The following is a 24,794-nucleotide window of genomic DNA, read 5'->3' as shown; positions in this document are numbered from 1 at the left end:
AATAGAGCACCTTTTCATCAATTGCGAATCTTAACTATTGTTTCATCATCGCTTTTGGTTGCTTGATCCACTCTCCGTCTTTAGAGGCGAATACTGTTTTGGTTGCTGCTTTGGCATCTTTTTCACCAGTAGCTATTACCAATTTAAATTCTTGCTTTTCGTTTACATAAGCTTTTTCAACAACGGCACCTTTAAAGTCTGTTGCTAATGCTTTAGAAACGGCCGCAGGAATTTCAGAAACTTTAATTTCTTTAAAAGCTACAGGTTGTGCTTCTGCTTTCGCTAGTAATTTAGCATCCTCTTTTACAGTTTCTTCTTGTACTGCGTTTGTAGGATCCTGTACTTCAACTTCTTTTTCTTGTGCTTGGATTGCTGTTAGGGTTCCTAATGCAAATACGGCAGTTAACAATAACTTCTTCATAATTTTAAGTTTTAATGTTTGTTTTAATGTTTATTTCTGATTGATATATAGAAAAAGTAGTGCCAAAAGAATTTACAAAGTGGAATTGTTCGTAAGGTGTTGATATGTTAGTTTTTAAGCATATGGCACACAGGACATCAGAATTATTTTACGAGAACATTAAGAAACATATGTATAATACTTATACTATATACGTATATAAAATGAGCGAGCTCTCCAGCTATCTAAGCCAGTCTTTAGGGGTTGTAAGGACGTCCAACAGCTTTTCCTCTTCGCTGCCAACATCTGGCTGGTGGTCATACACCCACTGTACTTTTGGAGGGAGGCTCATAAGTATACTTTCAATACGTCCATTGGTCTTTAAGCCAAAAAGTGTCCCTTTATCATGTACTAAATTAAACTCTACATACCGCCCACGACGTATTTCTTGCCAATCTTTTTGAGCTTCGGAATATGGAAGGTTTTTTCTGTTTTCAACAATAGGAATGTAGGCTTCCAAAAAACTATCTCCAACCTCAGTAACAAAATGGTACCAATCCTGCATTGTCATGGTTGGAGAAACTTTACAATAATCAAAAAACAATCCGCCAATACCACGCCCTTCACCACGATGTGGATTGTAAAAATATTCATCGCAACGCTCTTTATAAGCTGAATAAAATTCAGGATTGTGTTTATCACAAGCAGTTTTACAGATGGCATGAAAATGCTTGGCATCTTCTTCAAATAAATAATAAGGTGTAAGGTCTTGTCCGCCACCAAACCATTGGTCTACGATTTCACCAGCCGCATTGTACATTTCAAAGTACCGCCAATTGGCATGTACTGTTGGAACCATGGGGTTTGTAGGGTGTAGCACCAAACTTAATCCGCAGGCGAAGAAATCGGCATCTTTTACACCAAAATACTGTTGCATACTTTCAGGTAATGCACCGTGTACTTCGCTAATATTTACGCCGCCCTTTTCAAATACGGCCCCGTTTTCGATCACTCGGGTGCGGCCACCACCGCCTTCAGGTCTTTTCCATACGTCTTCTCTAAAAGAAGCTTTGCCATCAATTTCTTCTAATTTTGAAGTGATGGTGTTTTGAAGTTTGCGGATGTAGGCTGTGAATTCTTGTTTCATTTTCTCAGTTCGTAAAGCTCCATATCAAGCGGGTTTTCACCTGTTGGAGTAAATTCATTTTTTAGTGTTTTGGTATGCTTAAACCCACACTTCTCTGCTACTTTTATGCTCCCCATATTTGATTTATGAACAATAATGATGAGATTTTCTAACTTCAACTCATTAAAAGCAATGGAGATAAGTTGCTTCACTGCAGTAGAGGTAATTCCTTTTCCGCTGAAATTTTCAGCAAGGCAATAAGCAAATTCCCCTTGTTTGTTTTCCCAATCCAGTTCTTTTAAATACACGAGACCCACCAATTCAGCTTGATATGTAATGGTATACAGAAATTGCTTTTTCAATAGCGCCTCTTCAGAAATGTTTTTAATAAAACGGGCACTACCCTCTAAAGTTACATTGCTCGAAACAGTTTTGGGCATATATCTTATAAAATATACCTTGTTTGAGACCATTAAGCGGTGTAATGCCGCGGCATTTTCTGAGGTTATTAAAGCAATATTTATTTCTGAAGAATTAGACATCTAAGGTTTTGTTTAGAGGCCTGTCTAATTTTAACTTGTTTTGCTCCTTTAATAACCTTAAGGTTTCGGTAGTTGAAGCGGTTACAGATAAGGGTAACACCAGAATAATCCCTATCACAGGAATAAAGAGCATCGCCATAAAAACAATCCCGTTTCCAATGGCGATACCGCTGTTGTTTCGTACAAATTTGGTGCTATCGTCGTATTTAAAATGGCGCTCCAGGGTATAATCCATATTTCCAAAACCGGCATAATAGGCTTGTATCAGAAAGATTAGAATTCCTGTAAAAATATTCACACCAGGAATAAAACTTAAAATAAGTAAAGGGATGGTGAATAAAAGTTCCAGTACTAAGTTGCGAATATTAATACGAACACCACGCCACAGTTGTGCTGTATTGGTGGTATTTCGATGCTGATGGATTTCTCCTAGAAGATGCCTTTCAATTTTTTCTGAAACCGGGCTCATAAACGGAGCACTCAAAGCAAGAATAATATGTTTGTAGGCAATTAACCCAAGCGCCAGAATTGTGAAAGCGCCTAGGATATCACTAACCTTTCTGAAGGTTTCTGCACCCCATTCCCAAAACCATATTTTGGCAATAAATCCCCCAATAGAGCCACTTAAGCCCCAGGCTAAAAGTCCAATAAGCGCCGCCGAAATAATACTAATAATGATGGGCACTCCAAAATACTTCCACAATCCTAATTTGCTAATTAGCTGAAGAGTTCCGCCATAGGCCTTGATGCCTTTAAAGATGTTTTTAATCATTTATTCTAGTAAATAAACGAGTTGATTTTGATGTTTTTTGAAAGCGTTTAGTTTTTCTACTTTTTGAGAATTTTCTGCTTTATTTTGAAGAAAAGTTACGATTTCCTCTTCATTTTGATCTAAAAAGTTCAAAAAACAGATTCTTCCAATGGTGTTGTTGTGTAAATCCATCGCTTCCTCCAACACTTCATTTTGAGTGACTTTTTCGTATAAATCGGTTATATTTTGGGCCCAAAACACACTTTTTTGTTTGTTTTTGAATCTTTTCATCGAATTTTTACAAAGTAACACATTCCACAGGGCGTGTCTAAAAGCATTTGCTTTATTGCTTTTGTGATGTTCTTTTCCATAGAGGGTATCACAAATTTGAAATGTTCTTTTTGTTGCCTGTAATGTGGGAATAATCAATAGTGGATGTTTCAGAAATAAAACTGAAAATTGCCATAATTGAGGGAAACTCAATTTCTTGATGCGTGCCCAGATTTTCAAGATTCTAGTTTGTATTCTTTCACTGCTTCAATAAAAGCGCCTGCATTTTCTAGGGGAATATTAGGTAAAATTCCGTGCCCCAAGTTGACAATATATTTATCTTTTCCGAAAGCATCAATCATTTCTTTCACCATTTTCTTGATTTCAACCGGTGGGCTAAACAGTCGTGTTGGATCAAAATTACCCTGGAGCGTAATATTTCCACCCGTTAAAGCACGAGCATTTTTAGGAGAGCAGGTCCAATCTACACCTAATGCAGCAGCACCGCTTTTTGCCATACTGTCTAAGGCAAACCAGCATCCTTTTCCAAAGGCAATCACGGGCGTAATGTCCTTTAGCGCATCAATAATTTGTTGAATATATTGCCACGAGAATGTTTGATAATCTTCCGGCGATAACATCCCTCCCCAGCTATCAAAAACTTGTACGGCATTTACACCCGCTTTCACTTTTTCTTTTAAATAGGCAATAGTCGTGTCTGTAATTTTTTGCAATAATTCGTGCGCAGCAACGGGTTGGGTGAAACAAAATTCTTTTGCTTTGTCAAAATTCTTGCTTCCCTGGCCTTGCACACAATAACATAGAATAGTCCAAGGACTTCCTGCAAAACCTATTAATGGAATGTCATCATTCAACTTTTCTTTTGTCATTTTAATGGCATCCATTACATAGCCAAGTGTATCGTGAATATCAGGGACAATAACACTGTCCAGATCTTTGTGCGTTCGAATTGGGTTAGGCAACCAAGGTCCAAGACCGGGTTTCATCTCTACTTCAATATTCATTGCCTGTGGAATCACTAAAATATCGCAGAATAAAATTGCAGCATCCATGCCGTATCTTCTTATGGGCTGCACGGTGATTTCACTCGCTAATTCTGGCGTCTGGCAACGGGTGAAAAAGTCGTATTTTGCCTTTATTTCCATAAATTCTGGAAGATAACGTCCCGCTTGACGCATCATCCAAACGGGTGGGCGGTCTACAGTTTCACCTTTAAGGGCACGGAGGAATAAATCGTTTTTTATATGTGTCATTATGTATGTTCTTAGTTATTATTTCGAGCGCAGTCGAGAACTTATTTAGTTTTTTGATATTTTAATGACCTCTCGAGCGCTGCGCGTGGTATCTTCAAAATTAAGCAAACTTAATTTTTCAAATAGTGCTCGAGGGGACAGAATAATTATTTTAAAGTTTTCACAGCCTTCGCAATCACACTTTCTACTGAAGTAGTATTAGCAACAACGACATTTGACGTATATTTTTGAGCTTCAGCAGCAGTTGTTTTACCAATGCAAAAAGCTATTGAAGTATCAATTTTATTCTCTGTCGCAAAACTTTCCACAGCACTAGGACTAAAAAACAGGATTCCATTCCATTTTTGGACAAATTTCTTTGGTTTTAACGTTGTTTTGTATGTTTTTACTTCAATAAATTCGATTTTAGAAGCAAGTAATGCCTTTGGTATTTCTTCTCTTCTAATGGTTCCGCAAAAAAAATGAAACGAATCGTTTTTGTGGTTTTTTGTGATAAAATCGGCTAAATCTTCGCCATAATCGGTTGTTTTTACAACTTTTAGTTTGTTTTGTTCTAAAAGGGCTTTAGTTTTTTGGCCAACGCAGAAAACCTTCACCCCGGCCCTCTCCCATTGAGAGGGAGTAAACTCTGAATTATTAATCAAAGCTCTAACACTATTCTGACTCGTAAAAATGCCATTCTTTATTTCAGAAGGCATTTCAAAGTCTAGAAATTCAATACCTATCGCATTATAATCCACAACGCTAAAACCAGCGCCAAGGAGCAAATCTCGTTGGTTGGGTTTTAATTTTTTTGTAGAGAGGATAGAAGCCATTTTAGAGTGTCTGTTCGAGCGCAGTCGAGAATTATTATTGTAGTTACAAATTTTTAATGAACTCTCGATTGCGCTCGAGAGCACAGTATTATTTACGTATCTCCTTTTTAATTTTTGCCATCAATTCGCTTCCTCCACTGTCCAATATTTCTTTTGCCTTGTTCTCACCAAGGGTATGCTTTTCTCCCGAGCGCAAGTTAAACGGAGCAGAAGCTGCGATCTCTAATTTTTGCTTACCATCCAGAGAAAATAGACACCCTTTAAACTGAATGGCATCTCCTACTACTTCAGCCAAAGCACCAATTGGGGCTGTACAACCACCTTCTAGAGTGCGTAAAAAATCGCGTTCTAATTGGGTGCAAATTTCAGAAGGTTTGTGATTCAGTTTTGATAGAGCTTCTGTGGAGAAAGTATCTTTTTCTAAAGCCACAACTACCATGGCTCCTTGCGCGGCTGCCGGAAGCATCCAGTCCAATGTTTCAAAAGTGTCTGGAAGCATATCAATTCTTTTTAAACCTGCTTTGGCAAAAATGGCTCCCTGCCAGTTGTTATCGTGTAGTTTTTGTAATCTGGTATTTACATTTCCGCGTAAATCAACAACGGTATGGTGGGGATATCTGGACAGCCACTGTGCTTTGCGACGCAGGCTTCCCGTGGCAATAGTGCAGGGATTTGCATAGTCAATAGTGCCTTTTGTGACCAAGACATCTTCTGAAGAAGCACGCTCTAAAACGGCAACCTGAACAATTCCTTTTGGGAGTGCCGTAGGAACATCTTTCATACTGTGTACAGCAATATCTACCGTACCATTGAGCATGGCAACGTCTAACGTTTTTGTAAAAATACCAGTAATGCCCATTTCATATAAGGGCTTGTCTAAGATGAGGTCGCCTGTAGATTTTACTGAAACTATCTCAGTTTCGTATCCCAAATCCTCCAGTTTTTTTTGCACCGTGTGTGCTTGCCACAGTGCTAATTGGCTGTCGCGCGTTCCAATGCGAATTACCTTACTCATTTTCTGAATTGTTTAACTGAAAAACCTTGCGAATCAACTCGGCGCTTTCATGAGCACTGCCATTAGCTCCTTTAAGGTGGTTGGCAAATTGAGTTGTAATTTTTTGAATAATCCGGTTAGTTAAAATTTCGGCTTGTTCTTCGTTGAAATCGGTTAGTTTGCGTCGCTGATTGTCAATTTCGCCTGCTTTTATTTCTGAAAGTTTACTTTTTAATGCTTTTAAGGTAGGGGCAAAGCTTCGGTTTTGTGACCAGGTGTTGAATTCGGCTGAAATTTCAGCAATAATTGTTTGGGCCAACGGAATTTGAGATTGTCTATGTGCCAATGTAGCGTCGGTCACTTTTGAAAGTTCGTCTAAATGAATAAGTGTGACGTGTTCATGTTCCTTTACATTCTCAGAGACATTTTTCGGAATAGAAAGATCTAAAATTAAAAGCGGCTTCTTTAAATACAGTAATTCCTTTGAAATGGTTGGCTGTTGCGCACCGGTTGCTACAATTAAAATATCGGTTTGGGCAATTTCACTTTGGATGTCTGCATAGTCTTTTACGACCAAATTAAATTTCCCTGCGATTTCCTCTGCTTTTACTTTTGTGCGGTTTACGAGCGTAATATGTTCATTTTTGGTGTGTTTTATCAAGTTTTCACACGTATTTCGTCCAATTTTGCCAATTCCGAATAATAATATATTCTTTTCAGACACATAAGGAACGCGTGCCATGATGTATTGTACTGCGGCAAAACTTACCGAAGTGGCACCTGTAGAAATTTCAGTGTAATTTTTTATGCGCTTACTGGCTTGTATCACAGCATTTGCAAGACGTTCTGTATAAGCGTTAAGCAGCCCCATTTTTTTGGATCGCTTAAAACCAATGCGTAACTGACTTATAATTTCAAAATCACCTAAAATCTGACTATCCAATCCGGTTCCTACTTTAAAAAGGTGAGAAACTGCTTCTTTGTTTTTATGGATGTAGGCAACTTTTTCAAACTCCTCTACAGTTCCGTTCGTATGTTCACACAGTAATTTAATAAGCTGAAAGGGGTGTTCCGCAAAACCGTATAGTTCGGTTCTATTGCAGGTAGAAAGTAAGCTTAATGAAGAAATGCCTTCCGCTTTAGCAGAAGTTAAAATAGCTTTTTGAGCCGATTCAGAAATACTGAAATGCCCGCGAATTTCGGCATCGGCCTTTTTATAGTTAAGACCAATGGCGTAGAAATTGCCTTCTTCAGAAGAAAAATGTCGTTTGCCGTTTGTTACTTTCATCAACGCAGCAAAAATAAACACTCCATAAATTAAAAAGTAACGCCAGCCGTACCAATTGTGTCGATAGCTGTAGGAAATGTATTAAAATTTCAATTATTTCGGCTGAAGTCAATAATAACGTATCTTTGTAACCTATTCAAACAATGCTTATTTATAATAATTCTAAATAAATGAAACCGATAGACGAAGCTATTTCAGAAAAAAATATCGCTGAAGGTATTTACAAGGAAACTAAGATTGAAGATGGTTTTTTCATCTTAAAATTTAATAATGAAAGTTCTGATATTCAGTTGTATAAACGCGAAGTGAGTTCAGATTATATTCAGTTTCATTTTTGTGTGAAAGGATCTGGATCTTTTAGTTTTAACAATGGGAATTACAGGTTGCCTGTTGCGGAAGACGCCTCACTTTTGTTGTACAATCCCGAGCGTGATTTGCCTATTGAGGTAGCTGTAGCAGCACATTCCTGGGTGCTTTCAGTATTACTTCCTATTAAAAAATTCCACACCTTGTTTTCTTCCGAAGCTAACTATATTACTTTTTTAAGTGACGAAAACAAAGGCCGAAAATATTATAAAGATGCACATATTTCACCTTCCATGGCTATTGTCTTGAATCAGTTAATGAATTACAATTTGCATCCATCCATAAAACAGCTTTATTTTAAAGGTAAAGCTTACGAACTGTTGAGTTTGTATTTTAACAGAGAAGAAGATGTAGATGTAGAGCAGTGCCCTTTTTTGGTGGACGAGGCCAATGTTTCTAAAATTAAAAAAGCAAAGGAAATCATTATCGCAAGAATGGCTGAACCTCCTACATTACAACAATTGGCAGATGAAATTCAATTGCCTCTCAACAAATTGAAAGAAGGCTTTAAACAGATTTATGGAGATAGCGTGTTCAGCTTTTTATTCGATTATAAAATGGAAGTGGCGCGCCAATTATTAGCAACCGGAGCTCATAATGTAAACGAGGTTGGTTTAAAAGTGGGGTACAGCACAGCAAGCCATTTTATCGCGGCTTTTAAAAAGAAATTTGGCACTACGCCTAAGAAGTTTGTGATGGGACTTAGTTGATTTTAGATATACGATTTACGATTGTAGATTTTTGAGCTACTTCTGCAATCAAAAATCCACAATTAGCAATCTCCATTCATCAACTTATCCTACTATTTTGTTAATCTATCTTACACGGTTTTTAAAGCCAATTTTAAGCAGTATTTTTGCTTTTCTAAAATGAAATTGAGATGTCCGTTCGAGCGCAGTCGAGAACTCTTTGAATATTAGGAGATTTCAATAAACCTCTCGACTGCGCTCGAGGAGACAATTTAAATATGAATAAAAAAGGAGTCCTTTTGGTCAATTTGGGTTCGCCAGACAGCACCAATCCCAAAGACGTGAAAAAATACCTCGATGAGTTCTTGATGGATCCACGAGTAATAGATGTGCCACGATGGGCGCGTATATTATTGGTGCGCGGTATTATTTTAAACACTCGTCCAAAACAATCGGCAAAGGCGTACGCAAAAATTTGGTGGGAAGAAGGTTCTCCACTTATCGTCCTGTCCGAAAGACTCAAAGAAAAAGTTCAAGAAAAACTAAACATTCCAGTAGCCTTAGCTATGCGTTACGGAAGTATGACGCTCAAAAAAGGTCTACAAGAACTGGTAGATCAAGGCTGTACCGAAATTAAAACCATGCCGTTGTACCCACAATTTGCCATGGCAACTACCGAAACTATTGATGTGAAGGTAGATGAGTTGGTTGCGGAACATTTTCCACAGGTAAAAATAACCCGAACCCCTGCTTTTTATAATCGCGAAGATTATAAAAATGTACTTTCAAAAAGTATTGCTGAAAGTTTAGACGGCTTGGACTATGAGCATATTTTGTTCAGTTATCACGGGGTTCCAGAAAGACACATTCGCAAACGCGATGTCACTAAAGGAAATTGCCAAATGGACGGCAAGTGCTGCTTTAAAAAAGGCTCTCCACAACACGAATTTTGCTACCGCCACCAATGTGAAATTACTACGGTACATGTTGCGAAAAAGTTAGGACTCAAAAACGGTACCTATTCAACAAGCTTTCAATCCAGATTAGGTTTCGACCCGTGGTTGCAGCCCTACACAGACCGTACTATTGAAAGAATGGGAAAAGCAGGCATTAAAAAAATGGCCATCGTCACTCCAGCTTTTGTGAGTGATTGCTTAGAAACACTTGAAGAAATTGCTATGGAAGGCGAAGAAATTTTTCACGAAGTAGGCGGAAAAGAATTCACCGTAATTCCTTGCTTAAACGACCGCGAAGATTTTGCCCAAGTCTTGGCGAATATGGTGGAAGAGTGGCGTATTGTGAATATAGATAAAGCCATCGCTTAATTTATTACTTATTGAAATTGCTGGCGCAATTTCTATTTTTTATTATCTATTGTTCAATAAGTAATAGATAATAAATTCCGCTCTAGCGGAAGAAATAATAAATATGAATAGAAAATCTAACACCCTTGGCACCGCTTCCATCAGTTCTTTGCTGGTAAAACAAGCGGTTCCTGCTTCCATAGGTATTCTGGTGATGTCGTTGAACATGATTGTGGATACCATTTTCGTGGGACGGTGGATTGGGCCTTTGGCTATTTCGGCGATTACCGTGGTAATTCCCGTTACGTTTTTTATTGGCGCAATTGGATTAGCTGTTGGGATTGGGGGAAGCTCTGTATTGTCACGGGCATTGGGTTCTGGGAATGATGTAAAGGCACTCCGGGTGTTTGGAAATCAAGTAACCCTTACCTTTTTAACTTCTGGTATCTTAGCCATTCTTGGACTTATTTTTCAGGATACTTTAATTGAATGGTTTGGAGCAGACGAAAGCTTTAAAGACCTAGCACTTATCTATTATCGCATTGTCATGTACGGCATTGTCATGCTCGCTATGTGTATGATGGGGAACAACGTAATACGTGCCGAAGGAAAACCAAAATTTGCCATGTATGCCATGATGTTGCCAGCCATAGCGAATATATTTATGGATTATATCCTTATTAATGTATTCGATTTTGGAATGGAGGGTGCTGCCTGGGCTACGTTTATAAGTTATTTTATTTGTTTTGCCTTTATTGTTTGGTTTTTCATTTTTAAAAGTGAGCTTCGGTTGAAATGGGATTCTTTTAAACTTAAAAAGAAAATAGTTTCAGAAATAAGCGCATTAAGTTCAGTAACACTTGCCAGGCAGGGGGTGATAAGTATCTTCACCGTTTTGGTAAATAATGTGCTTATTTCAACAGGAGATGCTTTGGATGTGGCTTCCTACGGAATTATTTCCCGTGCCTTAATGTTTGCGCTCTTTCCTGTGATTGGTGTAAATCAGGGTTTTTTACCTATTGCTGGATATAATTATGGTGCTAATCAGTTTCAGCGTGTGCGGGAAGCTATCAATAAGTCTATTTTGTATTCAGGCGGATTGGCATTACTCATCTTTACCATTATTATGATTTTTGCGCCAGACTTGGTCTCCATATTTATTAGTAACAAAGCAGGGCAAGATGCCGAAACCTTGCGAAATAATGCTGAAATTTTAGCCCGAACTCCGGATGCTTTACGTTGGGTATTTGCTGCAACACCTGTAATCGCAGTACAACTCATAGGATCTTCCTATTTTCAAGCCATCGGTAAAGCCGTGCCTGCCTTATTACTGAGCTTAACCAAACAAGGCTTCTTTTTAATTCCGCTTATTTTAATTTTACCGAAATTCTATGGTGTTTTTGGCGTGTGGATTGCGTTTCCTATTGCCGATGTACTTTCAACCATCGTGACAGGATATTATTTAAACAGAGCCGTTACACGAGATCTTAAAGTATCATAACTTCGAATTATACCGCACAGCATAGTTTTGCTGCAATTGAAAAAGCACCCACGCCTTTTAAATTTTTTTGGGTCTTTTAATTTTTAACTTTCAGAATAAAACCCGAAACATTATCTTTAAACAAACTTTTACAAAAATTTGTTTATGAAACACTTTCAACTCCTCCTTTCATTACTATTAGCAACCACTTTCTTCGGAATTTTCACTGAAAATACCAACGCGCAAACCTATGACGAAGCTCTGTACGGGGCGTTGGAATACCGTCTTATTGGTCCTTTTCGAGGGGGTCGGAGTGCCGCAGTTACTGGTGTTCCCGGAAAGCCAAATCTGTATTATTTTGGTAGCACAGGTGGTGGGATTTGGGAAACCAAAGATGGCGGCAGAAGCTGGAAAAATATATCTGACGGATTTTTTGGAGGAAGTATAGGCGCTATTGAAGTTGCCAAAAGCGACCCAAATGTAATTTACGTGGGCGGTGGTGAAAAAACGGTTCGTGGAAATGTTTCTTCAGGCTACGGAATGTGGAAAAGTGAAGATGCTGGAAAAACATGGACTTCCGCAGGAATGAAAGACAGCCGTCACGTTCCTAGAATTGCCGTGCACCCAACCGATTACAATACGGTCTACGCTGCTGTGATGGGCAATATTTACAAACCTACCCAGGAACGAGGTGTCTTTAAAAGCACCGACGGGGGAAAAACTTGGAGAAAAACGCTCTTTGCTAATGAAAACGCCGGTGCTGTAGATTTGATTATGGACCCTAATAACCCGCGTGTGCTATATGCTTCTACGTGGAATGTACAAAGAACTCCTTATAGTTTAAGTAGTGGTGGTGATGGATCTGCCCTATGGAAGAGTACAGATAGTGGTGAAACCTGGAAAGAAATTTCAAAAAATAAAGGCTTTGCTACAGATACATTGGGAATTATTGGGGTAACTGTTTCCCCTGCAAACAGCGACCGTGTTTGGGCAATCGTTGAAAATAAAGAAAAAGGTGGTGTCTATAGAAGTGATGATGGAGGCGAAACCTGGAGCTTAATAAATAGTGAACGTAAACTGCGCCAGCGAGCGTGGTATTACACTCGTATTTATGCAGATACTAAGGACCAAGACGTAATGTACGTTCTAAATGTTCGCTACCACAAAAGTACCGATGGTGGAAAGACCTACGAAACCTACAACGCACCCCATGGAGATCATCATGATTTGTGGATTTCACCAGAAGACTCTAACCGAATGATTATTGGAGATGACGGTGGTGCCCAGGTAAGTTATGACGGTGGAGAGACGTGGAGTACCTATCACAATCAGCCCACAGCACAATTTTATCGCTTGACGACAGACAATAGTTTCCCATATAAAATTTACGCAGCACAGCAGGATAACAGCACCGTTCGCATTTCGCATAGAACCGAGGGATGGAGTATTTCTGAAGATGATTGGGAAAGCACAGCAGGAGGTGAAAGTGCCCACATTGCTGTAGATCCAAACAACCCAGACATTGTGTATGGAGGTAGTTACGACGGCTTTTTAACCCGTTACAATCACGATAAAAACACAGTGAGAAGTATTAGTGTGTGGCCAGACAACCCTATGGGACATGGAGCGGAGGATATGAAATACCGTTTCCAATGGAATTTTCCCATATTCTTTTCACCCCATAATCCGAAGAAATTATACACTGCTTCCAACCATTTGCATGTTACGACCAACGAGGGTGAGAGTTGGGACGTAATTAGTCCAGATTTAACCAGGGATGATCCTGAAAAGCAGAAATCCTCCGGAGGACCTATTACTCAGGATAATACATCGGTAGAATATTATTGTACCATTTTTGCCGCGGCCGAAAGCCCTGTAAAAGAAGGAGTTTTGTGGACAGGAAGTGACGACGGACTTGTAAACGTGAGTCAGGATGGTGGAAAAACGTGGAGCAATGTCACTCCAAAAGGAATGCCTGAATGGATGATGATTAACAGTGTGGAACCTTCAGTCTTTGATGCGGGGACTTGCTACATTGCAGGAACAAAATACAAATTAGGAGATTTTGCGCCCTACTTATATAAAACTTCAGATTACGGTAAATCGTGGACTAAAATTACGAATGGGATTGCTTCAGAACATTTTACAAGAGTGGTGCGTGAAGATCCAAAACGTAAAGGATTGCTCTACGCAGGAACTGAGACAGGAATGTATATTTCGTTTGACGATGGTGCCAATTGGAAACCATTTCAGCTCAATTTACCCATTGTTCCTATAACAGATTTAGCATTGAAAGACAACAACCTAATTGTAGCAACGCAGGGAAGAAGCATTTGGATTATTGATGACTTAGGAATACTTCATCAAGTAGCAGATGCAAAAGGGAAAGATAATTTTTTGTTTAAACCTAAGGACACATATAGAATGGGAGGAAATTCCAGAAGTGGCTCTTTAACAAATGGAACCAACCATCCAAGTGGTGTGATGACGTATTTTAACCTGAAGGATCCTGCTGAAAAGAAAGTGAATTTAAGCTACTTGAATAGTCGTGGGGATACCATTCAAAAATTCAGCACAAAGAAAGATGCTGAAAAAAATATAAAAGAATTAAAAACGGAGAAAGGAGCTAATTACCATACGTGGGATATGCGGGGCAAAGGAGCCGAACGTTTAGACGGAATGATTTTGTGGTGGGCAAGTACAGATGCTCCACAAGCGGTTCCTGGAAACTATACAGTAGTTTTAGAAATTGAAGGCGAAACACCATTAATTCAGAATTTTAATATTGTACCCGATAAGAATGCCGAAACGGATATTGCAGGAATGCAAAAGCAATACGATTTTGTGACAGATGTAAATACTACAGTAGACAAGGCGCATCAATCTATTAAGAATATTCGGAAAATAAATACACAGTTGGAAGCTTTTCAGAAGCAGTACAAGGATGATGAATCTGTGAAAGATCTAACAGAAAAAGCGAAAACACTAAGCGAGCAATTTTCAGAAATTGAAAAAGCACTCTACCAGACGCAGAATAAAAGTGGTCAAGATCCATTAAATTTCCCCATTAGATTGACTAACAAACTAGCGCATTTAAACAGTCTGGTAAGTATGGACGATTTTCCGCCAACACAGCAAGACATCGCCGTAAAAAATGAACTAACACAGCAGGTAAATGCCGAGTTGGTTAAGTTTGACACCTTGGTTTCGGAAGAGATTAAAGCTTTTAATGCTGTTTTTAATACGAAGCAGTTAAATTATTTAATTGTAGAAGAATAAGAATAACATTTCGGCCTTTCTATACATTTTTTGAGTTGGTCATGCCAATTCAAAAAAACACTCAAGGAACCATAGATTGTGAGTTTAATTTAATACTATGAAACAGTTAGACAACTGAAAGGTTCCTGAGTGATTTTTTAAAAAGCATCGCTTTTTAAAAAATTGTATCGAAAGGTCGTGTTATATTTGCACTATGGAATACAATTATATAAAATCGCTCCATCTTATCTTTGTTATCACGTGGTTCGCGGGCTTGTTTTATATAGTACGATTGTTTGTGTACCAAATTGAAGCACAACAAAAGAAAAGTCCAGACAGAGAAATTTTAAGCGAGCAATATAAAATAATGACCAAGCGCTTGTGGTACATTATTACCTGGCCGTCTATGATTTTAGCCCTTGTATTCGCGATTTGGCTTATAGCATTGCGTCCTTTCTGGCTTACCGATACCTGGATGCAGGTGAAATTAGGTTTTGTAGCGGCACTCATTATCTACCACATAAAATGTCATCTTATCTTTAAAGCACATCAAAATAACTCATATAAACACAGTTCTAACTGGATGCGGTTGTTTAACGAGGGAGCTACAATTATACTTTTTTCAGTCGTATTTTTAGTACTCTTAAAAAACGCTGTAAACTGGATTTATGGCACCCTTGGAATTATAGTTTTTGCTATTTTATTGATGTTAGGCTTCAAAATTTATAAACGAATTCGCGAGAAGTCATAAGCTAGTTCTGGGATTATAATTTCTTTGGTTCAATATTTGATTAAAAACCCTTTAAAATCTTGATAACACAGGGAGCATAGTCGAAATGTCGCTATCTTCCCATAAATTTTAACTAGTGTCTTTTTACAAAAGCTCCTTACGAAACCGTATTTTCTTCTCGATGATTTTACTCGTCCTGTTGGCTTCGGTATTGATTGCGATGGTTACAATTTTTCAGTATCGCGAGGAGGCAGAAGATTATCACCGGGAACGACTGGAGCGAAAAGAAGCCAATATAAGAAAGCACTTGGACTATGTGCTGGAGGAAACCACATTTGCCTTAGAGACCGAACAAATACCACTAATTTACAAGGATAAAATTTTCGATATCAAGAAAATTCATGGGTTGGAAATTTACCTGTATGATCTTGAAGGTAATTTATTAAAGTCGTCCCAAGCAAGGATTGTAAAAGATCCGAGCCACCAAAAAATGCCTTTTGGTGTGCTGGACAAGTTACGTGCTTCGCCAGACAAGCAATATGTGGTAGAATTTGAAGAAAATGGACAGGAATACCAGTCTTCATACACTTATATAACCGATCTTTCTTTTAAGCCTTTAGCAATCTTAAACCTACCCTATATTGAAGATGACGGTTTTATTAATAAAGAGCTGAAAGAAAGCCTGACACGGTTGGGGATTGCTTATTTTTTCATGCTTCTTATCGCTATTGCATTAGCCTATTTTCTTTCCAAATATATTACGCGATCACTCAATACAGTAAGCCAAAAAATTACAGAAACACGCCTTAATAAAAGAAACAAACGTATAGAAATTGAAGGCTCTACTGAAGAGATTTCAACATTAGTAAATGCCTACAATGGTATGATAGACGAGTTGGAGAATAGTGCCGTTCAACTTGCTGCGAGTGAACGCGAAGCCGCGTGGCGGGAAATGGCAAAGCAGGTAGCACACGAGATTAAAAATCCGCTGACGCCTATGCGCTTAACCGTACAAAGTTTTCAACGGAAATTTGATGCCGAAGATCCACAGATAGAAGAAAAGATTGATGAGTATAGCAATACGCTTATTCAGCAAATAGATATTATGAGCAATATTGCGTCTGCTTTTAGTATTTATGCCGAAATGCCTGCTCAAAAAGATGAAACCTTAGATGTAGTAAAAATCACCAAATTGGCGTTGGACATATTTAACGAAAGCTATATTTACTTTTTTGCTGAAGATGAAGAAATTATTTCCAAACTGGATCGCACCCAGCTTATTAGAATTGTGACCAATTTGGTAAAAAATAGCATTCATGCTATTAGTCTGCGAGAACCAGATACTCCAACAATTGAAGTACACGTCTTTAAAAAAGAGACTTCAGTTTGTATTATGGTACAGGATAATGGTTTGGGAATTCCGGAAGAAAATAAAGACCTTGTATTTGAGCCTAAATTTACCACCAAAAGCAGTGGGATGGGGCTTGGCCTAGCGATGGTAAAGAATATTGTGGAAACCTATAAAGGTGAAATCACATTCATTTCAGCCGAAAATGACGGTACTACATTTACTGTATGTTTCCCTATTCAGCATTAAGATAAGCGTCTTTACGTAGGCGAATTACTTGTGTTTTTTCGTAATTTTACAGTCTAACAAAATCCTCAAATCTCAATCAAAATGGCTTACGAAAATATTCTTTCAGCTTTAGAAAATAATATTACTACTATTACTATAAATAGACCTTCAAAGCTAAATGCCTTAAATCAGGCAACGATTAATGAATTGCATAAAGCTTTTAAAAAGGCCGACGAAGACAAAAAAACAAAGGTTATTATTATTACTGGAAGTGGTGAAAAAGCTTTTGTGGCTGGTGCCGATATTAGTGAGTTTGCAGATTTTTCAGTTTCGCAAGGAGAAAAACTGGCCGCAGAAGGGCAGGCAAAACTATTCGATTTTGTGGCGCATTTATCTACTCCAGTGATTGCGGCTGTTAACGGTTTTGCATTGGGCGGCGGATTGGAATTAGCAATGGCGGCACATTTCCGTATTGCCAGTGACAATGCCAAAATGGGCTTGCCAGAAGTGTCTTTAGGAGTTATTCCAGGATACGGAGGAACACAACGCTTACCACAGCTAGTAGGTAAAGGCCGCGCAATGGAACTAATTATGACTGCAGGAATGATAGATGCCAACCAAGCGTTGCAATATGGGTTGGTAAATCACGTAACCACCTTGGAAGAGTTACTGCCGTTTGCTGAAAAACTTGCTTCCAAGATTAAAAGAAATTCATCTGTGGCTATAGCAGCAGCGATTGAAGCTGTCAACGCAGGTTTTGAAGATGGCGAGAATGGTTTTGAAGCAGAAATCACCCAATTTGGAAAATGTTTCGGTACAGCCGATTTCCAAGAAGGAACCCAGGCATTTTTACAGAAACGGAAGGCTGATTTTCCTGGAAAATAAAATCTATTGGATTTAATCCAAATAAACTAGGAAATATTCCTAATATTAAATAACTTTGAAGAGAACCATCTTTTCAAAGTTTTTTTATGTCCCAACTCCCCGAACACCAGAAAGGTCGCGGTGCGCAAAAGCGTATCCACAATCGGTTTTTTGAATTGAGCCACGAACTTCGGGACGATTTCTTGAATTATTGTGAAGCCGAAGGTGAACTGGCAGACACCAACCAAACAAAATACATAGAAGTATTCCCTAAAACATTTGTTAATAAAGTAAACAGCCCAGATGTTGGAATGGGGTTTTCTGCCAATCCGTATCAAGGCTGCGAGCATGGCTGTGTGTATTGTTATGCCCGTAACAGCCATGAATATTGGGGCTACGGAGCGGGTTTGGATTTTGAGCGAAACATTCTTTACAAAACCACGGCGCCAGAACTTTTAGAGAAACATATCACTAAAAAGTCATGGGAGGGGCATCCTATTGTATTTTCAGGAAATACAGATTGTTACCAACCTATAGAACGCAAACTCGAAATTACCCGAAAATGTTTAGAAAAGATGCTGAAATGGAAACACCCCACGGGCATCATTACCAAAAACAGTTTGATTTTACGAGATCTGGATATCCTGAAGGAATTGGCGAAACTTAATTGTATTTCAGTAAACATATCTATCACCTCACTTTCAGAAAAAACCCGAAGATTACTAGAGCCAAGAACCGCAACTATTAAACAACGGTTAAAGGTGGTGGAGGTACTTTCAGAACACAACATTCCCGTACGGGTAATGATGGCGCCTATCATCCCCTCATTGAATAGTCACGAGATTCTTCCATTGGTGAAGAAAGTTTCAGAAATAGGTGCCAAGGATGTTAGCTATACTGTGGTACGCTTAAATGGCCAGATAGCTGAAATTTTCAGCGATTGGATCCACAAAGCACTTCCAGACAGAGCCGAACGGATTTTAAATCAGATAGCCCATTGTCACGGCGGTACGTTAAACGATAGTCGTTTTGGAACCCGTATGCGTGGCGAGGGAGAGTTTGCACTTCAGATTAAAGAAACCATGGCACTGGCGAAAAGGAAATACCTTCCGCAGCAGAAATTATTACCGCTGGATGCATCGCATTATCTTCAGCTTAAGAATCCGCAGACGCGTTTATTTTAAATAGTATCTTTGAAGCCTGTTACAATTACTACCCATCAGCTACCAATAGTCATGCGAACGTGTTTTTTATTTTTCATAAGTTTTATTTCTGTATTCACAGTTTCCTCTCAAACGGAAAATGAACTCATGTCATTATCTTTTGATGCTATTAGGGATACTATAAATACGTATCGTTTTATAGAAAGCGAAAAGTCATTAACCGCTTCCAAAGCATATATTTTAAAAGCACAAAAGGAAGGCGATAAAGAAAATGAATGGCTTGGTATGGAGGCGGTTGCGTTACATTTTGTTACCATTAGGGACTATAAAAGTGCTAATGAGCAAGCTTTAAAGAATTTAGTATTTGCAAGGACTCATACGTTGCGAAAACTGGAACTAAGAGCACTTTTATTTTTAGGAGACTTGCAAATGGTGGTTACTTCGGCAAACGAGCAACTGGAGTATTATAATGAATTACTTGAGTTGGCCGAAGCCTATGGTAATGACGAATACCGGGAAGCAGCACTCAACAAAATTGCTACCATTATGGATATGAGTGGTGACACAAAAAAAGCAGTAGCCATACGGAAAAGAACCCTTGCCTATTATCAAGAAAAACAGTTGGATTCTGCCTACACACAAAAAGACAAGAACAATATAGTAATGTATTCATATACGTCATTAGGCAGAACGTACGTGATGGCAAAACAGCTGGATTCGGCTAAAATATTTGCTGGAAAAGTGAAAGGGTTTCTGACTAAAGAAATAGATTCCTGCAACGCCGCGTTTCTATATATGTTGGAAGCCGAAATTGCTTTCGAAGAAAATAATTTTAAAATAGCCAGGGACAGATACAACAAAGGATATGGCGTATGCCCAAGTGAGTATGATATTATTGCATTAAATAAAGCCTATAATTTGGGCAAGGTTGAAGTGGGTGCCAAAAATCACGAAGAAGCCAAAAGAATTCTACAGCAGGGACTTGATGACTATAAGGTCACCACTGCCGAAGAAGGTTTTATGAGTGATTACTATGAGCAATTGGCCGAAGCGTACAAACATACCGGCGATTTTGAACGTGCGAGCTACTATTTTGAAAAACACCTTACTACCCAGGAAAAATATACCAAGTTAAAAGATACCGCAAAGGAAGTAATTCTTACAGATGAAAGGGAAAAGTTTAAAAAAGAGTTTGATGCATTAAAGGTCCAGAAAGAACAAAGCCAAAATAATCTGACATATGTTTTGTTGGGCGCCTCTTTGGTTATACTGTTATTATTATTTTTTCTGCTGAAATTTTACAGAACCAAAAGGCAAAACGAAGCAAAATTTGAAGCCCTACTCGCAAAAATTGAAGCCGCCCAATCGCCCGAAGAAATTATAGATACCAAAGATGAAGAACTAGAAGAAAAGGAAACCACCGATGTTCCTGAAGAAACCAAACAGCAAATCCTTACAGGCTTAAAAAAGCTGGAAGAAAAAGAATACTTTTTACAACAAGACTGCAACTCCTACAATGTTGCCAAGAAAATTGGCACCAATACCTCCTATCTTTCCAAAGTAATCAACGCGCATTTTGGGAAGAACTTCAATACGTACATAAATGACCTTAGAATTAACTATGCCATTGTTCGTATTAAGAATGATGTGTTGTTCAGGTCGTATTCCATCCAATCTATAGCCGAAGAAATAGGCTACAAAAGCGCCGATAGCTTTACCAAATACTTCAAAAAAGATACGGGACTTAACCCTTCTTTCTACATTAAGAACATTAAAAATATCGCCTAATAAATTTTGAGGTACGAGGTACGATTTTTAAAATTACTAAGTATTTCTCCGTGAATCTCTGTGTAACATTTCTCGCGTATTTTATCTGAAATAGGATCACTTTCAATAAGAATTTACAATCTTCCAAAACCGTAGTATCCACTAAAAAACCCCCGTCGAAACCCAAATTTATAAATTTAGGGAAGCCAGTTTTTTAGTTTTTAAAATTTCAGAAGAAAGTCCCTTAGCCCACTAAATTAAACGCACGACACCATTTAACAGCCACCCCAATTTTCCTAAAATGGGGTGGCTTCTCTTTTATATAGGAGTACTATGTTGCAGATTTGTCTCATCAAACAATCACAACCCCGAAACAAGCGGGAATCAAAAAACGAACAAGTATGAAAACACAAGACAACAAAATTGCAAAAAGAATTAGCATCGCATTTGTAATTGTTATGGTAACATTTATCTCCATACCCTTTGGTTTTGGAATGTACTCAGGCATAACATTACATACTGGAGTAACGGGCAAACTTGAAAAAGCAATCGATCAACATTGCGAATGCGAAGATGTGAAATTTAGCCTTTCAACATATGGGCTTCAGATTAGTAAAGAAGATGGTTTTACCAACCAAAAAGCTTCTTATATACTTAAAAATTGTAAGTACGAAGGGACCGTAGTTGAAGAAGCCACTAGAATAAACGATTATTTAAAAAGTACAGTAGCAGGATATAACACCCTAGACCTTATTGAACTCACATTTAAATCTGCTGAGATAAGCGAGACTGTAAAAATTAAAGATGGGAACATCTTGTAATAAATAAAATATTAAAAATAAAGTCATGAAAAATAGTAATAACAAACATATAGCATTAGCCCTTTTTACAATGGGAATCCTTACGGCTGGAACAGAAATCTTAACGGAGTATATTTCAAAAGGAGCTATAAATATAACGTCTATTCGGTTTTGGTTTGCCATAACAATCGTACTAATTTATTATGTGTTTGCGCTTCAACTTTCAAAAACCATAAAAAAGTAAAACCATGAAAAAACCGAAGAAACAAACCCTACTATGGTGTATCGCTTTTACAATTATGGCATATACCTATATCGCAGCATATATTCATTTAAATTTTCACCACATATGAAAAACAAAACCACACAACGAATTCAATTTATAAAATTTGGAATTGGCATTGTAATCGGAGCCGCCATTTATCTCCTAGTAGTATTAATCTTTTAAATAAATTATCATGATAACAATCGTAGAAATTACCATAGGTATTATCCTGTCTTGGCTTTAATAACGGAAACACTTAAAATTAAAAAAGATGAAAACAATAAAACACTATATATGTATTTTCGCATTGCTCTTAATAGGAAATATAATGCATGCACAACAATTAAACGGAACTTACTCTGGCACTTTGGAAGTACAGGGTATGGAAATGGAATTAATTTATAACCTCACTACCACCAACGATAACCTCATAGCAACTATGGATGTCCCCATGCAAGGCGCAACAGGGATAGAGATGGATAGTGCCGTTTTGGAAAATAACGTACTAACGATTATTTCAGCAAAATTAAAGATGGCTTATAAAGGCACTGTAAAGGGAGAGGCAATAACTGGTACATACCAACAAATGGGACAAGAATACCCACTTGATTTACAGAAAATAGTAAAAACAAAACCAGGAAATACTTCGCTACCTTCCAGTGATGCTGAAATCTCAAAACTTGCTGCTTTGGAACAAGGAGATTATACATATGCTGTAGAAGATTATTTTAAAACACCTGAGGCATACTCATTCAAATTATCTCCAGACGGAACGTATATTGCCTATATGAAACGTCGAAGTTCTGGCGAGCGTGATCTCTACCTTAAAGAAACAGCTACTCAAAAAGAAACCCTTCTCATGAAGCAGGGCGAAGATTTAATTCGTGGGTACGCTTGGGCAAACGATACGCGTATTTTATACCTTCAAGATAAAGGAGGTAATGAAAACCACCATCTTTTTGGAGTTGATATTGATGGTAAAAATTCTAAAGAATTAACTCCCTTTGAAGGTGTAAAAGTAAATATTATCGAAGGACTAAAAGAAGATGAAAACCATGTAATTGTGCAAATGAACAAAGACAATGCACAACAAGAGGAGCCGTACCGCTTAAATATTAATACAGGAGAAATCACAAAATTATATTCGGTAATAGAGGGGAACCCACCGGTTGCAGGATATAATTTTGACCGTAAAGGGAATTTACGTGCTATTTCAAGAATTGTAGATGGTGTTAAAACTGAAGTACTCTACAAAATGGACGGAGCGTTTAAGCAAATTATTTTAGCAGAATTTGGGGATGTTTTTGCTATTAGCTCTTTCAATCCCAATACTGAAAATCCACACGACGCATATGTGCTTTCTAACCTGGGCACCGACAAGCTGGAGATTCAATTGTACGATCTAAAGAAAAATAAAAAAATAAAGACTGTATTTAAGAATGAAACATACGATGTTTCAGGAATTTCGTTATCCAGAAAACGTAATTATGAAATAGACTATTTTTCATATACGGCAGAAAAGGCTGTGGTACTTCCGCAGAGTACAACCTATAAAACTATTTATACACGGTTACAAAAAGAATTTGGCGAAAAGCAATTTTTTACTGTAGATCGTACCGACGATGAATTACAATATCTTGTTGTAGTTACAAGCGATAAAATTGTAGGCGAATACTATTTGTATGACGTAAAAAAGGATACTGTAAAACTGTTGTACAAATTGCTTCCACAGCTACAGGCAGAAGATATGGCACTCATGAAACCCATTACCTTTAAAAGTAGAGACGGGTTAACATTGCACGGTTACCTAACCTTGCCTAACGGAACTGTAAAAGGTGAAAAATTGCCCTTGATCGTGAATCCGCACGGAGGTCCGCAAGGGCTTAGGGATACTTGGGGTTTTAACCCAGCGGCACAATTATTTGCCAGTAGAGGGTATGCTACATTGCACGTAAATTTCAGAATTTCTGGAGGCTACGGAAAGGAATTTTTAAAAGCCGGATTTGGTCAAATTGGTCGCAAAGCAATGGACGACGTGGAAGATGGTGTAGACTATGTCGTACATCAGGGATGGGTAGATAAAGATAAAGTTGCAATTTATGGGGCAAGCCACGGCGGTTATGCAGTCCTACGCGGAATGCAAAAAACCCCAGAAAAATATGCCTGTGGAGTGGATTATGTGGGGGTGAGTAACCTGAACACTTTTATGGATACATTTCCTGCGTATTGGGAAAAGTACAGAGCATTAATGGAGAAAATTTGGTACAACCCAAACAATCCTAAAGAAAAAGCTATCATGGACGAAATATCACCAGCATTACATCCTGAAGCTATTGTGAAGCCACTTTTTGTAGTACAAGGAGCAAACGACCCTCGTGTAAATATTAATGAAGCAGACCAAATGGTGCAAAACTTACGGGATAGAGGAATTGAAGTTCCCTATTTGGTAAAATATGATGAAGGTCATGGTTTTGGCAAGGAGGAAAATCAATTACAATTATATAAAGCAATGATGGGTTTCTTTGCCCAGCATCTTAAACCAGAAACCATTGTTCCTGTAAAAGGATAATTACAAAACAACACCAACAATTTTTGAGAAGACGCTCTGTACAGGGCGTCTTTTTTATGGAAAAACCTGAACTTTTAAACCCCATAGTTATACTCTAGATATATAAATCACGACCTACTTAGGTTGTAAACTTCGATAGTAAGGCGTAATTTGATGGAAGATTTTAACCTGCTTATTATGCTTCAAAATAAAAACACTATACTTTAGAACGGTTCGTTTCTTACGTGTTCTTTGCTATAACGTCTTTTAATTAAGACTTTGATTTAAATGAAATAAAAGATGGTTTAGTATCCAAAGAATTTATTTTGGACGAAGCCGAGCAAGGGCGTTGGCTCATAAATGTAAATTATGTTGGAGAAGCCGAAGAAGAAAACCCTTCGTATTTAAAATATACGCTGTACCGCAATTATGGGCTGCCCAACGAAACTAAAGAAATAAAAGTGGTGAATCTTTCAGAATACAACCAAAAAATAACGTTGGATACGTTTCTTTATTAATATTTT

Annotated in this window: 22 protein-coding genes; 13 read left to right on the top strand and 9 right to left on the bottom strand. The window is 38.0% G+C overall.

The window, feature by feature from the left end:
- Positions 1-34: 34 nt before the first annotated feature.
- The 9 genes from ACQ2HF_RS03825 to hemA all read right to left on the bottom strand — a co-directional run bounded on the left by ACQ2HF_RS03825 (position 35) and on the right by hemA (position 7,460).
- Positions 35-421 carry a hypothetical protein gene (locus ACQ2HF_RS03825; RefSeq protein WP_432412199.1) on the bottom strand — a complete coding sequence of 129 codons (387 nt, stop codon included), beginning with the start codon at positions 419-421 and terminating at the stop codon, positions 35-37.
- 220 nt (positions 422-641) lie between these two features.
- A complete protein-coding gene (gene hemF, locus ACQ2HF_RS03820) occupies positions 642-1,547 on the bottom strand; it encodes an oxygen-dependent coproporphyrinogen oxidase (protein WP_432412198.1) in 906 nt (301 codons plus the stop codon).
- Positions 1,544-2,068, bottom strand: a complete 525-nt coding sequence (locus tag ACQ2HF_RS03815; RefSeq protein ID WP_432412197.1) for a GNAT family N-acetyltransferase — start codon at positions 2,066-2,068, stop codon at positions 1,544-1,546. Before ACQ2HF_RS03815 ends, hemF begins: the two co-directional genes overlap by 4 nt.
- Positions 2,061-2,840 (bottom strand): EI24 domain-containing protein, encoded by a 780-nt coding sequence (locus ACQ2HF_RS03810; RefSeq protein WP_432412196.1) that lies wholly within the window; start codon positions 2,838-2,840, stop codon positions 2,061-2,063. The genes ACQ2HF_RS03815 and ACQ2HF_RS03810 overlap by 8 nt, the downstream gene beginning before the upstream one ends.
- A complete protein-coding gene (locus ACQ2HF_RS03805) occupies positions 2,841-3,329 on the bottom strand; it encodes a DUF6973 domain-containing protein (protein WP_432412195.1) in 489 nt (162 codons plus the stop codon).
- Positions 3,326-4,363 carry a uroporphyrinogen decarboxylase gene (gene hemE / locus ACQ2HF_RS03800; RefSeq protein WP_432412194.1) on the bottom strand — a complete coding sequence of 346 codons (1,038 nt, stop codon included), beginning with the start codon at positions 4,361-4,363 and terminating at the stop codon, positions 3,326-3,328. The genes ACQ2HF_RS03805 and hemE overlap by 4 nt, the downstream gene beginning before the upstream one ends.
- 146 nt (positions 4,364-4,509) lie before the next feature.
- Positions 4,510-5,178, bottom strand: coding sequence for a uroporphyrinogen-III synthase (locus tag ACQ2HF_RS03795; RefSeq protein ID WP_432412193.1), 669 nt, complete (start codon positions 5,176-5,178; stop codon positions 4,510-4,512).
- Between the two features lie 88 nt (positions 5,179-5,266).
- The gene (hemC, locus tag ACQ2HF_RS03790; RefSeq protein ID WP_432412192.1) at positions 5,267-6,193 is read right to left on the bottom strand and encodes a hydroxymethylbilane synthase; all 927 of its coding nucleotides are present in this window, start codon (positions 6,191-6,193) and stop codon (positions 5,267-5,269) included.
- Positions 6,186-7,460, bottom strand: coding sequence for a glutamyl-tRNA reductase (gene hemA, locus ACQ2HF_RS03785; RefSeq protein ID WP_432412191.1), 1,275 nt, complete (start codon positions 7,458-7,460; stop codon positions 6,186-6,188). Before hemA ends, hemC begins: the two co-directional genes overlap by 8 nt.
- 170 nt (positions 7,461-7,630) lie before the next feature.
- On the opposite strand from hemA, the gene ACQ2HF_RS03780 reads away from it, so the two are divergent.
- The 13 genes from ACQ2HF_RS03780 to ACQ2HF_RS03720 all read left to right on the top strand — a co-directional run bounded on the left by ACQ2HF_RS03780 (position 7,631) and on the right by ACQ2HF_RS03720 (position 24,788).
- Positions 7,631-8,536 carry a helix-turn-helix transcriptional regulator gene (locus tag ACQ2HF_RS03780; RefSeq protein ID WP_432412190.1) on the top strand — a complete coding sequence of 302 codons (906 nt, stop codon included), beginning with the start codon at positions 7,631-7,633 and terminating at the stop codon, positions 8,534-8,536.
- A gap of 257 nt (positions 8,537-8,793) precedes the next feature.
- Positions 8,794-9,840 carry a ferrochelatase gene (gene hemH, locus ACQ2HF_RS03775; protein WP_432412189.1) on the top strand — a complete coding sequence of 349 codons (1,047 nt, stop codon included), beginning with the start codon at positions 8,794-8,796 and terminating at the stop codon, positions 9,838-9,840.
- Between the two features lie 103 nt (positions 9,841-9,943).
- A complete protein-coding gene (locus tag ACQ2HF_RS03770; RefSeq protein ID WP_432412188.1) occupies positions 9,944-11,320 on the top strand; it encodes an MATE family efflux transporter in 1,377 nt (458 codons plus the stop codon).
- A gap of 144 nt (positions 11,321-11,464) precedes the next feature.
- Positions 11,465-14,578 carry a VPS10 domain-containing protein gene (locus ACQ2HF_RS03765; protein ID WP_432412187.1) on the top strand — a complete coding sequence of 1,038 codons (3,114 nt, stop codon included), beginning with the start codon at positions 11,465-11,467 and terminating at the stop codon, positions 14,576-14,578.
- Positions 14,579-14,771: 193 nt separating this feature from the next.
- Positions 14,772-15,308, top strand: coding sequence for a CopD family protein (locus ACQ2HF_RS03760; protein WP_432412186.1), 537 nt, complete (start codon positions 14,772-14,774; stop codon positions 15,306-15,308).
- A gap of 160 nt (positions 15,309-15,468) precedes the next feature.
- Complete coding sequence (locus ACQ2HF_RS03755; RefSeq protein ID WP_432412185.1) at positions 15,469-16,884, top strand: ATP-binding protein; 1,416 nt, start codon at positions 15,469-15,471, stop codon at positions 16,882-16,884.
- An 81-nt stretch (positions 16,885-16,965) separates the two neighbouring features.
- On the top strand, positions 16,966-17,748 hold the full coding sequence (locus tag ACQ2HF_RS03750; protein WP_432412184.1) for an enoyl-CoA hydratase/isomerase family protein: 783 nt from the start codon (positions 16,966-16,968) through the stop codon (positions 17,746-17,748).
- Positions 17,749-17,834: 86 nt separating this feature from the next.
- The gene (locus tag ACQ2HF_RS03745) at positions 17,835-18,911 is read left to right on the top strand and encodes a PA0069 family radical SAM protein (protein WP_432412183.1); all 1,077 of its coding nucleotides are present in this window, start codon (positions 17,835-17,837) and stop codon (positions 18,909-18,911) included.
- Between the two features lie 126 nt (positions 18,912-19,037).
- Positions 19,038-20,678 carry a helix-turn-helix domain-containing protein gene (locus ACQ2HF_RS03740; RefSeq protein ID WP_432412182.1) on the top strand — a complete coding sequence of 547 codons (1,641 nt, stop codon included), beginning with the start codon at positions 19,038-19,040 and terminating at the stop codon, positions 20,676-20,678.
- Positions 20,679-21,058: 380 nt separating this feature from the next.
- A complete protein-coding gene (locus ACQ2HF_RS03735) occupies positions 21,059-21,478 on the top strand; it encodes a hypothetical protein (protein ID WP_432412181.1) in 420 nt (139 codons plus the stop codon).
- Between the two features lie 25 nt (positions 21,479-21,503).
- Positions 21,504-21,701 carry a hypothetical protein gene (locus ACQ2HF_RS03730; RefSeq protein ID WP_432412180.1) on the top strand — a complete coding sequence of 66 codons (198 nt, stop codon included), beginning with the start codon at positions 21,504-21,506 and terminating at the stop codon, positions 21,699-21,701.
- Positions 21,702-22,050: 349 nt separating this feature from the next.
- A complete protein-coding gene (locus ACQ2HF_RS03725) occupies positions 22,051-24,291 on the top strand; it encodes a S9 family peptidase (protein WP_432413051.1) in 2,241 nt (746 codons plus the stop codon).
- Positions 24,292-24,596: 305 nt separating this feature from the next.
- Positions 24,597-24,788, top strand: coding sequence for a hypothetical protein (locus ACQ2HF_RS03720; protein WP_432412179.1), 192 nt, complete (start codon positions 24,597-24,599; stop codon positions 24,786-24,788).
- The last annotated feature ends 6 nt before the right edge of the window (positions 24,789-24,794 follow it).

Origin of the sequence: Rasiella sp. SM2506 (assembly GCF_050859505.1) — a bacterium.
Taxonomy (GTDB): domain Bacteria; phylum Bacteroidota; class Bacteroidia; order Flavobacteriales; family Flavobacteriaceae; genus Marinirhabdus.
Note: the sequence above shows the minus strand (reverse complement) of the source record. Positions and strands in the feature narration are given on the sequence as shown.